Here is a 14786-nt window from a genome sequence, read left to right as displayed (position 1 = left end):
GCGCTTTATAAGAGTAATTGAAAGGTTGGTAAATGTATTAAAAGGGAAATAACTTAAATAGAGAGATAAGACTTCAAAATAACAAACCCCAGATTTTAACTGGGGTTTGTCACTAATCTGAGGGCGCTGTATGCGCCCTTTTTATTTGTTTTTTAATGCTAGGGAGCGTAGGAATAAGTTCTCACGCCTCAGCGTGTGACTTATTCGCAGGTTCCCTAGTTAACTAACCAAGTATTTAGCTCTTTAATCTTCTCTTCATCAAGCTCGCCTGTGTATTCAAGCAAGGACATTTGTTTTACCGCAAAGCTGTATCTTAATTGCTCAAGTGTGCCTTGAGAATTGTACAGATCAGATTGGGCATCAAGTAGCTCAACAATGTTACGAGTGCCCACATCATAGCCTGCTTGTGTGGCTTCTAATGAGCTGGCATTTGAGATAATAAGTTGCTTCTGTGCGGCAATTTGCGCTACAGACGTTTTTAGATCTCGGTACAAAGAGCGAACCGCTAGCTCTGTTGTTTGTAATTGATCTTCTAGGTTCTCTTCAGCGGCAACGGCATCATGAACAGACTGTCTCACTTGCGCGTTGATTGCACCACCTTGATAAAGAGGAATGCTAACATTAACCCCTATAAATGCCGCCAGACTATCGCCATCACCACTTGAGGTTGGTGATGTGTCGCGATCAGAGCGAGTAAGGCTACCAGAAACGGTCACCGTAGGGACACGGCCATTGGACTTTTGAATCTCAATGTTAGTCAAAGCAGAGTCATGAGCCAGAGCCAAGGTTTTTATGTCGTTGTTTTGCTTTTTCGCAAGATCCACATAAAAGCTCGCTGTCTTACCTGCTTCCATTTCAATGGGATAGTTTTTAGATAAGTCAGGCACATCAGTGATGAGCTTGCCTGTTAACTGACGTAAGGTTTCTTGGGCATTAATCATGTCAGCTTCAGCACTGATAATATCAACGATGTTTGAGTCGTATTCAGCTTGGGCTGTATGAAGATCAGTAATGGCAACTTGGCCCACTTCATATTGTTGTTTCACTTGGTCAAGCTGGCTGGCTGTTGCTTTAGCTTGTTGTTTCGCTGTGTTGAGGTTCGACATTTCAGTGAGTAAATCAAAGTAAGCTGAGATACTTTCAAAGCTCAAATCTTCTTCCGTATTGGTATAGCTCACACCTGAGCTTTCTAGGCCAATTTCAACAGAATCAACCGCGTAGCCAAGGGCAGGAGAGTAAATAGGGTAATCTAGACTGACTTTGAGAGAGTTAGTATTGGTATCAGAGTCGCCAGCGTCCGCACTGGTATCTGTGTAACCAAGGTCAGCATCAAATGAAATATTAGGGAATAAGCTACCCTTAGTAATCACAACGCCTTCTTTTTCAGACTCATAAGAAGCGGCAGCAGAGCGTAAGCCTGGGTCGTTGATTTTAGCAAGTTGGTAAACGTCTAATAAGTTTTCAGCTTGGGCATTCATACTAGAGGCCGTAGCTAGGGTGACAAGAGAGGCGATAATGGTCTTTTTCATATGAATACTTCAGCTCGATTAGTTTCTTTTTATCATACCCAGATTGCATAAGGTTAAAAGTGATTTTCATAAGAAAATTTTAATAACTTCTTAATTTTCACATTTCTTAATTATTTGATTAATTAATGTTTATAAATGGTTAACATATGAGTTTGAAATCTCGCTTTATATTATTGAAATAAAGTTAGATAAATACATCTTGTTAATAAGATCTTATTTTATATGAGAGGAATATTTTGAATACATTAGTTCATCAATATCACCCATTAGGTTTTAAAGGGTCGCGTATTGCTCAAGGTTTTTGGAGAGCAGATGAATGGAATATGACAAAAGAGTCTCGATTATCATTTATAGAGGCGTGCCTTGAGTTGGGCGTAACCACATTTGATCATGCAGATATCTATGGAGATTATCAATGCGAAGCTTTATTTGGTGATGCGTTAGCATTAAAGCCAAGTTTAAGAGATAGCATGCAGCTCATATCTAAATGCGGAATCAAACTCAAGTCTAATGCCAGACCAGAGCATGAAATCTATCAATATGATCTTAGTTTTGATCATGTTGTCGCTTCGGTAGAAAATTCTTTGTTGCAACTACAAACTGAGTATTTAGATCTGTTGCTCCTGCATAGGCCAACCCCATTGATGGATGCTGATGAAGTGGCGCGTGCGTTTGAACACTTAATGATTCAAGGTAAGGTTAAGCATTTTGGTGTGTCTAACTTTACACCCGCTCAATTTGATCTTCTGCAGTCTAGAGTTGATGTTCCTTTAATTGCGAATCAATCGGAATATTCAGTGTTGCAGACACAGTCTTTTGACAATGGTGAAATTGATCACTTACATCAGCATGCTGTAACGCCTATGGCTTGGTCTCCTTTTGCCGGTGGTCGTTTATTTAGTGGAAGTGATGAGCAGGAAGTGAAGGTTCGTGAACAGCTTCAAGCGATATCAGAAAAATATGATGGCGCTAGTGTTGACCAACTTGCACTTGCTTGGTTGTTAAAACATCCCGCTGGAATTTGCCCAGTTTTGGGGTCTGGTAAGATAGGCAGATTAGAAAAAGCGGTAGCGGCTAGTCAGCTTAAATTTGCTGATGAAGATTGGTATCGCGTGTGGTGTGCTTCTACAGGTAAAGATTTAGCCTAAGCGATTTGGTGCTGGACTTAACATGCCTTTGTTAGGTCCAGACTAGAGTTGAAACCAAGCTCTAGTTACGAACTTTATGTGTTATGAGTTGCGATACTGCCAAACATTATCTTTTATAGGTTTAAAACCTATCCCTTTTAGGTAGCGTCTGTTTGCTTCGCTCTGAGCATTTGCTGTTATATTATCGATTTTAAACTTCTCGGCAAAATGGTTGTTATCACCAAATAAATAATTACCTAATCGAGCGTCACGGTAGGTTGGGGTAACTAAATCAAGGTCTATTTGAAAGTGGCTTTCGCTCAATCGTATACCTGACAGTATACCTACAACAGTTTCCTGATCAGTTAATAAATAATATTCTCTTCTTTCATCCTGTTTAAAAATATCAAAGTCAGGAAAGAAGTGTTTAATATCCTTGCTATACCTATCTAAGAAAAAACTTATATAACCTGATTGGCCAGATTCAGTGCCACTTTTAATAACATTGAATTCGACTTTTGCTCGATAAATTTTTATTAAATAAAAAATATTGATACAAGCTGTGAAAGAATTTACCGCAGCAACAGGATAAGCACCAATTAAAAAACCGTATAAAGCAAAGGTGAGACCACCTGCTAAATTGAGCCACCTTAGTCGGACAATCGAGCTCATGGTTAAGGAGATTGCGACTAAAGCGGATGCGATATATCCCATTAGTTCAAGTAGATTCATTTATGTGCTCTCATAGTTAAAAAATTTTTCTGAATGGAGTTCATAAATTATAAGCTAGTATTGAATAAAAGTTAACCGATCGGTCAAATTTAAGTTATTTACCACAGCACTTTTTAAATTTCTTGCCAGAGCCGCAATGACAAGGGTCATTACGACCTATTTTCATCTCAGCTGAGTTAACTAATGGCGTATTTTGTTCTACTTCATGTTCTCCAGAGATATAAAACCATTCGCCTTTTATGCGCTTAAATAAAGAGCGTTCACTAAGTTTGCCAATATGTTTGCCTTCTTTGAAGTGAGCAGCAAAAGACACCATGCCTTCTTTGTCTTTTTCAAGCCCTTTTTCAGTCTCTAAAATCTCTAGTTTGATCCACTGAGTATCGTTATTGCAGTCAGCAATTTCAGCTTCATCTTGATTAGGGCTGCTTTTTAATTTTTGAGTGCGATTAATATAAGCAAAGTTGTTTGTATAAAATGCACTGTAACGAGAACGCATTAACGCTTCTGCAGTCGGCGCTGTCCCTGGGTTATTATGATACATGCCACAGCAAATTTCGTAGGGTAAGCTACTGTTACAAGGACAGTTATTTGGGGTAGACACGCGAGACTTCCTCTTTTTTACAATTAAGTTATTAATGCCATAAGGCAATAAAATGCGGTTATAATACGCCATTATTCTTTGACTGACAGGAAAATTTTGTGAGTGGCGCTACAACTTCTACTTTTTTTTGGTTTGATTTTGAGACAACTGGCGTAGATCCAGCACGTGATAGACCTATGCAGTTTGCAGGCATTCGTACGGATCTTGAGTTCAATCAGATAAGCGAACCTATTATGATTTACTGTCAATTGGCTGAAGATGTATTGCCTCATCCTGATGCCTGTTTACTGACAGGTATTAGTCCTCAGGACGCAAATCGTGAAGGCTACCCTGAAACAGAATTCATGGCCTTAATTGAAAAAGAGTTTGCTAAACCTGGTACTTGCTCTCTTGGATACAATAGCATTCGCTTTGACGATGAGGTTGTGCGCTATGGTTTCTACCGTAATTTTATCGACCCTTATGCCCGTGAGTGGCAAAATGGCTGCTCACGCTGGGATATTATTGATCTTGTTCGTATGTGCTATGCCATTAGGCCTGAAGGAATCAATTGGCCAAAAAATCAGGAAGGGCAAGTTTCTTTGAAGCTTGAAGATCTGACCAAAGCTAATGATATTGCTCACGAGCAAGCACATGACGCCTTATCAGATGTGTATGGCACGATTGAAATGGCTAAGTTGATTAAACAAAAGCAGCCTAAGTTATATGACTACTATTTCAAGATGCGTGAAAAAGGGGAGTTACAGCAATTCATTGACCCTTATCGCATGAAGCCGTTTTTACATATTTCAGGTATGTTTGGTCTGGCTAAAAATTACGCCGCGTTTGTGGCGCCGATTGCTCCTCATCCGACGAATAAAAATGGTGTGATCTTGTTTGACCTTATGGAAGATGCTCAGCCACTTATTGATCTATCTGTTGATGAAATCAGGCATAGAGTTTTTTCAAATAAAGAAGAACTTGGTGATATCCCCCGATTACCACTTAAAACCTTGCATTATAATCGTAGTCCAGCTGTTGCGCCGGCTACCTTCTTAAAGGATGCCAGTGTTGTGGCTCGACTAAACTTAGATGGAGAAATTTGCCGTCAAAATTTAGCCATATTAAAAAGTTACCCTGAACTTGCTAATAAAATTAGCCAAGTGTTTATGCAGGAAAGAGAGCAGATTGATAAAGACCCTGATGTGATGTTGTATTCAGGAGGTTTCTTTTCTCGTGATGATAAAGCGCGTATGGCACAAATTAGAGATACTGGCCCGAACTCCTTATCAGAACTTGCTTTATCGTTTGATGATAGGCGTTTACCTGAAATGCTAATGCGTTACATAGGTCGTAATTACCCTGAGCAACTTTCAGATACTCAAAGGCAAGAGTGGGAAGAGTATCGTAGTACTAAACTTTTGGATGAAAGTGCTGGTGCGAGTATTTGTATGGATGCATTTTTTGCAAGATTAAATGAACTCGCACTAGATACTGAATTGCCTAAAGGTAAGCAGATTATGTTACAAGATCTGGCCGATTATGCTCAAAGCATTTATCCAATGGGTTAGTTCTACCTATGAATAACAAGACATTAAGGGGATAACCTTGGCTGATTCTCATAGAGCGACTTACTTTTTAGTAGGCTTTGCATCTTTAGTCATTATTATTGCAGGCTTAAAAGCCGCATCTGCAATCGTAGTGCCTTTTATGCTGTCTATGTTTATTGCGATTATTTTTGCACCGCTCTTGGCTTGGTTGGCAACTCATAAGGTGCCTATCGGTATTGCTGTGATGCTAGTTGTTTTACTCATGGTGTTTTCTGTAGGGTCATTGGTTATTTTTGTTGGTAGCTCATTAGATGACTTTTATGCCGCGCTTCCTGGCTATAAAGAAAGGTTATCGAATGAATTGTCAGGTGTGACTGAATTGCTCAGTCATGTGGGAATTACGATATCTGCCGATCAAATAAGAAGTTACTTTGACCCTTCAATCTTGATGCAGGTTGTGACAAACGCACTCAGTAGCTTGGGTGGTGTGCTGACAAATGTATTTGTTGTGTTGATGACTGTTGTATTTATTTTATTTGAAGCGGCTGATTTTCCAACAAAGCTTTCCGCTGCTATGGATGATGCCAGCGGCTCTTTGAAGCGCTTCGATGCTTTTTCAAAAGCCGTTAATCAGTATCTTGCCATTAAAACCTTAGTGAGTATTTTGACGGGGTTTGTTGTGGGAATCTGGCTTTGGATAATTGGTGTGGATTTTCCTCTATTATGGGGTGTGTCGGCCTTCTTATTAAACTTTGTGCCTAACATAGGCTCTATTATTGCGGCAATTCCAGCGGTTATGTTAGCTTTTGTGCAGTTGGGCGGATTAGCATCTGGCTTGGCTGCTTTAGGTTTTCTTGTCATTAATTTGGTTGTCGGCAATATGATAGAGCCAAGGTATATGGGCAAAGGCTTAGGCTTATCCACCTTAGTTGTCTTTTTATCTTTGATTTTGTGGGGCTGGGTATTTGGTGCGGTAGGTATGCTTCTTTCCATTCCACTGACTATTATTGTTAAGCTGGCGTTAGAAGCAAACCCAAGAACACGATGGATTGCGTTGATGTTAGGTTCTCACGCAGAAATGCCACATTATAATAAAGTGATTGATGGTATGGCGATTGGCCATGAGAAGTAACTAATAGATGCTTGTTATAGTCAGTAGGCTATACTCTCTACTGGCTATACTCTGATCATAAACATCTGCTTGACTTATTCAGTTTTTGTTTGATTTATGTATAGCGAATTGAAGTGATAAAACCTAGTCAATTTGGCTCTAGTTATGTGTGGGAAGGGTGAATTTGGCAGTTAATGTGGTGAATTCAAATTCAGAGGCTTAGATTAAAATCTAATTTAACAATAAGCCTAAATTGATGGTGTTTGTTGCTAGCTATCATTGTTTAGTTGGTATACAATGCGCCGCAGAATTTCCCCGGATATTTGCAACTTAACTATTTTGATTTCCGATATAGTCCTGCGGACGGCCGGATTCATTATGGTCAACCTAGTTGCCCCCACCAAAACTAAAGGTATTCACATACATGTCTGACGCTGATATTCAGCCTACTTTTGCTTCATTGGGCTTAGATGCCAATGTCTTAAAAGCCGTAGTCGATCAAGGCTACGAACAACCATCACCTATCCAAGCGCAAAGTATTCCTCATTTGTTAGAAGGTCACGACCTTTTAGGGCAAGCGCAGACAGGTACAGGTAAAACAGCGGCTTTTGCGCTACCGTTGTTATCGAGAATTAACCCAAAAGATAAAAACACTCAATTATTGGTTCTAGCACCAACACGTGAGCTGGCTATTCAGGTTTCTGAAGCATTTCAAACATATGCTCGTAATATTCCTGATTTCCATGTTTTGCCAATTTACGGTGGTATGTCTTACGATACGCAACTTCGTCAACTAAGACGTGGTGTGCAAGTTGTTGTAGGTACACCTGGCCGTGTTATGGATCATATTCGTCGTAAGACATTGAAGCTAGATTCTTTACAAGCACTTGTGCTTGATGAAGCGGATGAAATGCTTCGTATGGGTTTTATTGATGATGTTGAATGGATCTTGGAGCATACACCAGAGCAGCGTCAAATCGCTTTGTTCTCTGCAACTATGCCTTCTGTTATTCGCCAAGTGGCTAACCGTCATTTGAATAATCCAAAAGAAGTAAAGATTGTTACTAAAACAGCAACAAATACTTCGATCGAACAGAAATATTGGCAAGTAAGTGGTCTACATAAACTAGATGCGTTAACACGTATTTTAGAAATGTCAGAACACGACGGCATGATCATCTTTGTTCGTACCAAGGCTGCAACTGTTGAGCTTGCTGAAAAGTTGACTGCTCGTGGTCATGCTTGTGAAGCCTTAAATGGTGACATTAGCCAGAATTTACGTGAGCGTACAGTTGAGCGTATTAAACGTGGTCAAATCGATATCCTAGTTGCAACCGATGTTGTTGCTCGTGGTCTAGATATCGATCGTATTAGCCATGTTGTTAACTATGATATCCCTTACGATACAGAATCTTATGTTCACCGTATTGGTCGTACTGGCCGTGCTGGACGTACAGGTACAGCTATCTTATTTGTAGCTCACCGTGAACGTCGTATGTTGCAAGCCATTGAGCGCGCAACTCGCCAGCCAATTGAGCGTATGCAGCTACCAACAGCATCTGATATTAATACCCAGCGTGTTAATCGCTTTAAGCAGCGTATTACAGATACTTTAGATAATGCTGATCTAGACTTCTTTATCGAACTAGCTGAAAGCTATCAGAAAGAGCATGAAGCTGAGCCGCTTAAAGTTGCTGCTGCGCTTGCTCACATGGCACAAGGTAAGACTCCGTTACTACTTTCTGAAATGGAAGTGCGTCAAGAGCGCCGTGAGCGTAATGACGAGCGTAACGATCGTCGTGAGCGCTCTGATCGTGAGCCGCGTAAGCAACGTCCATTAACACTTGAGCCTATGCCACTTAAGGATAGCCCTGAGACTAAGATGACTCGTTACATCTTAAGTGTTGGTTATCGTGATGGTGTTAAGCCGGGTAACATTGTTGGTGCGATTGCAAATGAAGCAGACATCGAAAGTCGCTACATTGGCCACATTGAAATTTATGAAGACTATGCGACAGTCGATCTTCCTGCTGAAATGAAGCAAGATTCAGTAGAGAAGCTTGCTAAAACGCGTATTTGTGGTCAACGTGCTGAAGTTAGCGTGCTTGAATCACTGGATAAGTTACCTCAGCGACCTGCTGGTGACCGTCGTCCTCGTCGTGATGGTGATCGTCGCCCACGTCGTGATGGTGATCGTCGTCCGCGTCGTGATGGTGATCGTCGTCCACGTCGTGACGGTGACCGTCCACGCCGTGATGGGGATCGTCCTCGTCGTGATAATAACTCCTAATTTGGAGTTGAGAAAAGGCCGCTATTGCGGTCTTTTTTTTAGCTAAAATTTGTTTAAATAAATCTTGTAGTAGTAAAGGGCAGAGTATGAATCAAATCACTATTTTAAAACCTGATGATTGGCATCTACATTTCAGAGATGGCGATATGTTGAATGAAACTGTACCTGCAACAGCACGCTGCTTTTCTCGCGCTATTGTTATGCCAAATCTTGTACCGCCAGTAATAAATGGTGAGTTGGCTATTGCTTATCGCGATCGTATTTTGGCAGCACGTCCTGTAGGAAGTGACTTTGAGCCACTTATGACGATTTATTTAACCGATAAAACAACTGCAGAAGATATTCGTTTAGCGAAAGAGGCAGGTGTTGTTGCTGCAAAGTTGTATCCAGCTGGTGCAACAACTAACTCGGATGCTGGTGTTAGTGCGTTTGATGCTTTATACCCTGTGTTTGAAGAGTTGGCAAAACAAGACTTATTGCTCTTAGTACATGGTGAAGTGACACATAAGCACATAGACATCTTTGATCGTGAAAAAGCATTTATCGATCAATATATGGCTGCTGTAGTTGAAAAAATCCCACAGTTAAGAGTGGTTTTTGAGCATATTACAACAGCAGATGCGGCTGAGTTTGTCGCTGGAGCGCATGATAATGTAGCCGCTACAATCACACCTCAACATTTGCTGCTAAATCGTAATGATATGCTTGATGGTGGAATTAAACCGCATAATTACTGTTTACCAATTTTGAAAAGAAATACTCATCAAAAAGGTCTGCAGGCTGCTGTTGCTTCTGGTTCGAAGAAGTTCTTTTTGGGGACAGATTCAGCGCCTCATGAGCAGCATCGTAAAGAGTCTGCGTGTGGTTGTGCTGGTTGTTATAGTGCCTGGTCTGCCTTAGAACTTTATACACAAGTTTTTGATGATCTTGGCGCACTCGAGCATTTAGAGGCATTTGCGAGTAAGAATGGACCAGACTTTTATGGTTTAGCGAGAAATACTGAAACAGTGACGCTTGTTAAAGAAGACTGGCAGGTTCCTGAACAAATTATTTTGCCAAACGGTAACCCTATCGTGCCTTTCTTTGCTGGTCAGACTGTAAACTGGAAATTAAAGGCTTAATTTGAGAGGTTAGCCCTATTGTGAAAAGCAGCTTGTTTTTACAATCTGCTTTTTTAGGCATGATTTCTTTAAGATACTAATAATGTCATTGTATCTTGATAATCTGAGCTTGTTAAAAATAGTTAGTGAATTGTGTTTAAAGACTGAAAGAGACTTGTATGCGACCAGAAGAACCTGCGCTCATGATTACCCACCTAGATGTATTTACCCTGTTTGCTTTTTTTGCAGGTTGGATAGGTTATAGCATTTTTGCTCAGTACCAATCTAAGCATTCAGATTGCTTGGTGAGTGTACTGCATCAGTTTCGTGTTGCTTGGATGCAGCGTTTATTAAAGCGAGACAACCGTATTACGGATGCTTCAATCATGGCTAACCTTGAGCGTAGCAGTTTGTTTTTTGCATCTAGCTCATTGTTGATTATCGCGGGTCTTTTTACAGCATTTAACTATTCGGAAAAAGCGCTTGGTATCATTGCTGACTTTAAATTGTTGAGCCCAAACTCCCAGCAAGAGTGGGAGCTTAAAGTCATTGTCCTTATCCTTATCTTTACTTATGCCTTTTTTACTTTTACTTGGTCGGTTAGGCAATATAATTTCTGTTCTGTTTTGGTGGGTAGCTCCCCATTAGCAACTGATAGAGGAGTGTCTGAAGAGGAGAGGGAGCATTATGCTCAACACATGGCCAAAGTGTGTAGTCTTGCTGCTAATCAATTTAATTATGGCTTGCGTGCCTTTTACTTTGCTCTAGCGTTTGCTGGCTGGTTTCTCGGGCCTTACTTTTGCTTGATAAGTATTCTTATTGTGATCGCGATTCTATATCGTCGAGAGTTTCGTTCAAAAACGTTTAAAACGCTTAACCGTGGGTTGTCAGTGAAAGATGCTACCTAAATTACCTGAGCGTTTATCGGAAAAAGAAAAGGCTGATTTTTTAGGCGGTTTTGATCAGGAGCCCGTAAACAGAACGGTTGCAGTTGATGATGATGTTTATCGTTACTTACTGAAATCTTCAGTTAAAGAGCACCCAATTCTAAAAGATATAAGAGCTGAGACCTCTTTGTATCATATGGCGAGAATGCAAATATCTCCTGAGACAGGTCAGCTTTTATCTCTCTTGGTAAAAATGCAAAATCCTAAACGTATTTTAGAGATAGGCGTTTTTACTGGTTACAGCACCTTGTGTATCGGCATGGCCATGTCAGGTGATGCTAGTATGTTGGCATTGGAAAAGAAATCTATGTGGTTGGATGTTGCTAATTCATATATCGAAAAAGCAGGTTTAAGTACTAGGTTAGAAACTCGTTTAGGAGATGCTATGGATAGTATGGTATCTTTGATACAAGCGGGTGAGACATTTGACTTTGTCTTTATCGATGCCGATAAAGCGAACCAGCTGACTTATTATCAACAGGCAAAAGCAATGTTGAATCCAAGTGGTTGTATTGCTATTGATAATACGCTTTGGTGGGGGAATGTTGCTAAGGCAGAATTTGATGATAAAAATACCCAATATGTTCGTAAGCTTAATGACTTTATCATGCAAGATGATGAGGTGGATGTTAGTCTCATTCCGATTGGTGATGGGCTAAGTTTAATTCGCAAAAAAGACTGACTTTACTAAGGGGAAAGGGGCTTGCCTTTCTTCTTTACAGCTTAAATATTTGTTTTCCTCATTCAATTTATCTTTTTTTCATTCTTGTCCTTGAAATCCTTTTCAACGTCTCTATCTAAAGTATCAAGATAGCAATTATGTAATTGCACTATTTTTTGAATTAATAAGAATTTATTTAGTGAATTCAAATCGTTAGGAGCGACTTGTCATATGACAACTGAAACACAAAAAGAAACGTTAGGCTTTCAAACAGAAGTAAAACAACTTTTGCATTTGATGATTCACTCTTTGTACTCAAACAAAGAAATATTTCTTCGTGAACTTGTCTCAAATGCTTCTGATGCTGTTGATAAGCTTCGCTTTGAGTCCGTTTCTAATGCTGAGCTATTAGCTCAAGATACAGAGCTGCGTATACGTGTTGAGTTTGATAAAGAAACTAATACTGTTGTTATTGATGATAACGGTATTGGTATGACACGTGATGATGCCATTAACAACTTGGGTACTATTGCTAAGTCTGGTACGGCTCAGTTCCTAGAAAAGCTAAGTGGTGACGAGAAAAAAGACAGCCAGCTAATTGGTCAATTTGGTGTTGGTTTCTACTCTTCTTTCATCGTGGCAGATAAGGTTACTGTTGAAACTCGTTATGCTGCAGCGGCTGAAAACGAAGCTGTACGTTGGGTTTCTGATGGTTCAGGTGAATTTACAATTGAAACCATTGAAAAGGCTAGTCGTGGTACACGTATTATCTTGCATTTAAAAGCTGACGAAGCTGATTTTGCTGATAACTTCCGTTTACGTACACTTGTTACTAAATACTCTGACCACATTTCTATTCCAGTAGAAATGGAAAAAGTGGCTTATCCTGAATTTGATGAAGAGGGTAACCCTAAGCCTGTTGATGAGAACAAAGCGGTTGAATTTGAAGCAGTTAACTCGGCGAAAGCATTATGGACTCGTTCTCGCTCAGAAGTATCTGATGAAGAATACCAAGAGTTTTATAAGCATGTATCACATGACTATACAGATGCTCTGAAATGGTCTCATAACAAAGTTGAAGGTAAGTTGGAATATACAAGCTTGCTATATATTCCAAGTAAAGCGCCTCATGATCTTTGGAATCGTGATATGCAGCGTGGCCTTAAGCTTTACGTTCAACGCGTTTTCATCATGGATGAAGCTGAAGCTTTCTTGCCACCCTATATGCGCTTTGTAAAAGGTGTGGTTGACTCAAATGACTTGTCTTTGAATGTATCACGTGAAATTTTACAAAATGATCATGCTGTTGATTCTATGCGTTCCGCTTTGACTAAGCGTGTTCTAGATATGCTGGCTAAGATGGCCAAAAAAGAGCCTGAGCAATACCAGGCGTTCTGGGATGAGTTTGGTAATGTCCTAAAAGAAGGTCCAGCAGATGATATGGGTAATAAAGATAAAGTGGCAGCTTTGTTGCGCTTTAGCTCGACTCATACAGATACTGAAAAACAGGATCAGTCTTTAGCTGATTATGTTGCGCGTATGGGTGAAGGCCAAGATAAGATTTATTACATCTATGCTGAAAACCATAATACGGCGAAAAATAGCCCTCATTTAGAAATCTTGCGTAAGAAAGGCTTAGAAGTCTTGCTTCTTTCTGATCGTATTGATGAGTGGATGATGTCTTCTCTAAATGAGTTTGAAGGTAAATCTTTCCAAGATGTTACTAAAGGCAAGTTAGATATTGCTGAAGAAGAAACAGAAGAAACGAAAAAGCAGAAGGAAGAGCAAGCTGAGCAGCTTAAACCTTTACTGGATCGTATGAAAACTGTGCTTTCTGAGCAAGTTGCAGAAGTTAACTCAACAGACCGTTTGACTAACTCTCCTGCATGCTTAGTAGTAGGTGAGCATGACATGGGCTTGCAAATGCGTCGTTTGTTAGAGCAAGCTGGTCAACAATTACCTGACTCTAAGCCAACATTAGAAATTAATCCTGAGCACCCAATTGTTGTTAAAATGGATGCTGAATCTGATGATGAGCGCTTTGCTGATATGACTTGGCTGTTGTTTGAGCAAGCTACCTTGTCTGAAGGTGGTCAATTAGAAGATCCTGCGACATTTGTTAGCCGTATGAATAAGTTAATTGTGCAACTAAGCCAATAAGCTAATTTGTTCGAACATCAAAACCCTGCTTAGTTTGCTAAGCAGGGTTTTTTTATGGAAAGAGTTTTATTATGTTTGAGTGTGATATAACTTATTTGAATTAATTTTTTATATGATACTTGTTTGCTTTATGTCAGTGTGTTTAATATCTTTCACACCTTATTAATTATTAGGCATGAATATATGAAGCTGCATCACCTTCAAGGCTATATCCAATCTGTCTATCTAGCAGAATATTCAGACAAGTTACTCTTGCTTGATGGCTGTAGTCGGGCAGATATTCCCATGCTAAAACGCTTTATTTGCAATGGCCTGGCTAGACCTTTAACTGATTTAAAACTTGTTGTAGTGACTCATATGCACCCAGATCATGCAGGCGCTGTGCATAAACTAAAATCTTTGACTGGCTGTAAAGTGGCAGCGTCTGGTGTATCGGGGCAGTGGTATGCTGGTATTAATGGTAAGTTGATGCATTTGACAGATATTCTTTTAGCAAAGTGGGTTGCTCATAGGCTTAAAAAACCGAATAGAAGCATTCGTTATCCAAGTAAACTTTATGCCGACTATCAATTAGAAGACGGAGATCTTTTGCCTGGGTTTACTGATTGGAAGGCGATTGAAACGCAAGGACATACGGATAGGGATTTGTCTTTACATCACCTTCCTAGCGATAGGGTCTATGTGGCAGATTTAATGGTTAAAGTAAAAGGGCGCTACATTCCTCCTTTCCCAGTTTTTTATCCAAATCGATATAAGGCTTCATTGCAAAAGATTGTAAGCCTTAACCCTGCGACATTAGCGCTTGCTCATGGTGGCCTGGTTAAACCAACTAAAGATGAATATGACCATTTGATAGCTTTAGCGCCAAATGTGCCTAAAACGCATCTACGAACGGTGAAAGCCTTTATTAAAAAAGTGTTTCATAAATAAAAATAATAGTTTTTTGCTTTATCTGATGAGGGAGCTTTAGTTAAGGCTATGATGAATTTCAAAATAGGG

At 39.9% G+C, this 14786-nt stretch carries 12 protein-coding genes; 9 read left to right on the top strand and 3 right to left on the bottom strand.

Annotation, left to right across the window (positions count from 1 at the left end; genetic code table 11):
* Positions 1 to 215: 215 nt before the first annotated feature.
* The gene (locus OA91_RS22520) at positions 216 to 1529 is read right to left on the bottom strand and encodes a TolC family outer membrane protein (protein ID WP_063339921.1); all 1314 of its coding nucleotides are present in this window, start codon (positions 1527 to 1529) and stop codon (positions 216 to 218) included.
* Positions 1530 to 1765: 236 nt separating this feature from the next.
* Between OA91_RS22520 and OA91_RS22515 the strand changes: the two genes are divergently transcribed.
* Positions 1766 to 2677, top strand: coding sequence for an aldo/keto reductase (locus OA91_RS22515; protein ID WP_063339920.1), 912 nt, complete (start codon positions 1766 to 1768; stop codon positions 2675 to 2677).
* Positions 2678 to 2758: 81 nt separating this feature from the next.
* On the opposite strand, the gene OA91_RS22510 is transcribed toward OA91_RS22515, so the two are convergent.
* Both OA91_RS22510 and OA91_RS22505 read right to left on the bottom strand, forming a co-directional pair.
* Positions 2759 to 3388 (bottom strand): GNAT family N-acetyltransferase, encoded by a 630-nt coding sequence (locus OA91_RS22510; protein WP_046017806.1) that lies wholly within the window; start codon positions 3386 to 3388, stop codon positions 2759 to 2761.
* 94 nt (positions 3389 to 3482) lie between these two features.
* On the bottom strand, positions 3483 to 3989 hold the full coding sequence (locus OA91_RS22505; protein ID WP_269447929.1) for a YchJ family protein: 507 nt from the start codon (positions 3987 to 3989) through the stop codon (positions 3483 to 3485).
* A 98-nt stretch (positions 3990 to 4087) separates the two neighbouring features.
* On the opposite strand from OA91_RS22505, the gene sbcB reads away from it, so the two are divergent.
* The 8 genes from sbcB to OA91_RS22465 all read left to right on the top strand — a co-directional run bounded on the left by sbcB (position 4088) and on the right by OA91_RS22465 (position 14717).
* Positions 4088 to 5539 carry an exodeoxyribonuclease I gene (sbcB, locus tag OA91_RS22500; protein ID WP_063339919.1) on the top strand — a complete coding sequence of 484 codons (1452 nt, stop codon included), beginning with the start codon at positions 4088 to 4090 and terminating at the stop codon, positions 5537 to 5539.
* 37 nt (positions 5540 to 5576) lie between these two features.
* Positions 5577 to 6650: an AI-2E family transporter gene (locus OA91_RS22495; protein WP_046017804.1), complete on the top strand. Its 1074-nt coding sequence runs from the start codon at positions 5577 to 5579 to the stop codon at positions 6648 to 6650.
* 403 nt (positions 6651 to 7053) lie between these two features.
* Positions 7054 to 8919, top strand: a complete 1866-nt coding sequence (locus OA91_RS22490) for a DEAD/DEAH box helicase (RefSeq protein WP_046017803.1) — start codon at positions 7054 to 7056, stop codon at positions 8917 to 8919.
* 86 nt (positions 8920 to 9005) lie between these two features.
* On the top strand, positions 9006 to 10040 hold the full coding sequence (gene pyrC / locus OA91_RS22485; protein ID WP_046017802.1) for a dihydroorotase: 1035 nt from the start codon (positions 9006 to 9008) through the stop codon (positions 10038 to 10040).
* Positions 10041 to 10198: 158 nt separating this feature from the next.
* Entirely contained in the window at positions 10199 to 10927 is a 729-nt protein-coding gene (locus tag OA91_RS22480; protein WP_046017801.1) for a DUF599 domain-containing protein, read from the top strand.
* On the top strand, positions 10917 to 11648 hold the full coding sequence (locus tag OA91_RS22475; protein ID WP_063339918.1) for an O-methyltransferase: 732 nt from the start codon (positions 10917 to 10919) through the stop codon (positions 11646 to 11648). Before OA91_RS22480 ends, OA91_RS22475 begins: the two co-directional genes overlap by 11 nt.
* 210 nt (positions 11649 to 11858) lie before the next feature.
* Complete coding sequence (htpG, locus tag OA91_RS22470) at positions 11859 to 13787, top strand: molecular chaperone HtpG (RefSeq protein ID WP_046017799.1); 1929 nt, start codon at positions 11859 to 11861, stop codon at positions 13785 to 13787.
* Positions 13788 to 13970: 183 nt separating this feature from the next.
* Positions 13971 to 14717, top strand: a complete 747-nt coding sequence (locus OA91_RS22465; RefSeq protein ID WP_063339917.1) for an MBL fold metallo-hydrolase — start codon at positions 13971 to 13973, stop codon at positions 14715 to 14717.
* The last annotated feature ends 69 nt before the right edge of the window (positions 14718 to 14786 follow it).

It is taken from the genome of Marinomonas sp. SBI8L, from assembly GCF_001624705.1.
Classification (GTDB): domain Bacteria; phylum Pseudomonadota; class Gammaproteobacteria; order Pseudomonadales; family Marinomonadaceae; genus Marinomonas.
This window is presented reverse-complemented; position numbering and strand designations above follow the sequence as displayed.

Excerpts from the sequence above, each read along its gene's own strand:
- OA91_RS22480 (WP_046017801.1), top strand. The coding sequence starts at position 10,199 with ATGCGACCAGAAGAACCTGCGCTCATGATTACCCACCTAGATGTATTT.
- pyrC (WP_046017802.1), top strand. The coding sequence starts at position 9,006 with ATGAATCAAATCACTATTTTAAAACCTGATGATTGGCATCTACATTTC.
- OA91_RS22475 (WP_063339918.1), top strand. The coding sequence starts at position 10,917 with ATGCTACCTAAATTACCTGAGCGTTTATCGGAAAAAGAAAAGGCTGAT.
- OA91_RS22510 (WP_046017806.1), bottom strand. The coding sequence starts at position 3,388 with ATGAATCTACTTGAACTAATGGGATATATCGCATCCGCTTTAGTCGCA.
- OA91_RS22490 (WP_046017803.1), top strand. The coding sequence starts at position 7,054 with ATGTCTGACGCTGATATTCAGCCTACTTTTGCTTCATTGGGCTTAGAT.
- OA91_RS22520 (WP_063339921.1), bottom strand. The coding sequence starts at position 1,529 with ATGAAAAAGACCATTATCGCCTCTCTTGTCACCCTAGCTACGGCCTCT.
- OA91_RS22465 (WP_063339917.1), top strand. The coding sequence starts at position 13,971 with ATGAAGCTGCATCACCTTCAAGGCTATATCCAATCTGTCTATCTAGCA.
- htpG (WP_046017799.1), top strand. The coding sequence starts at position 11,859 with ATGACAACTGAAACACAAAAAGAAACGTTAGGCTTTCAAACAGAAGTA.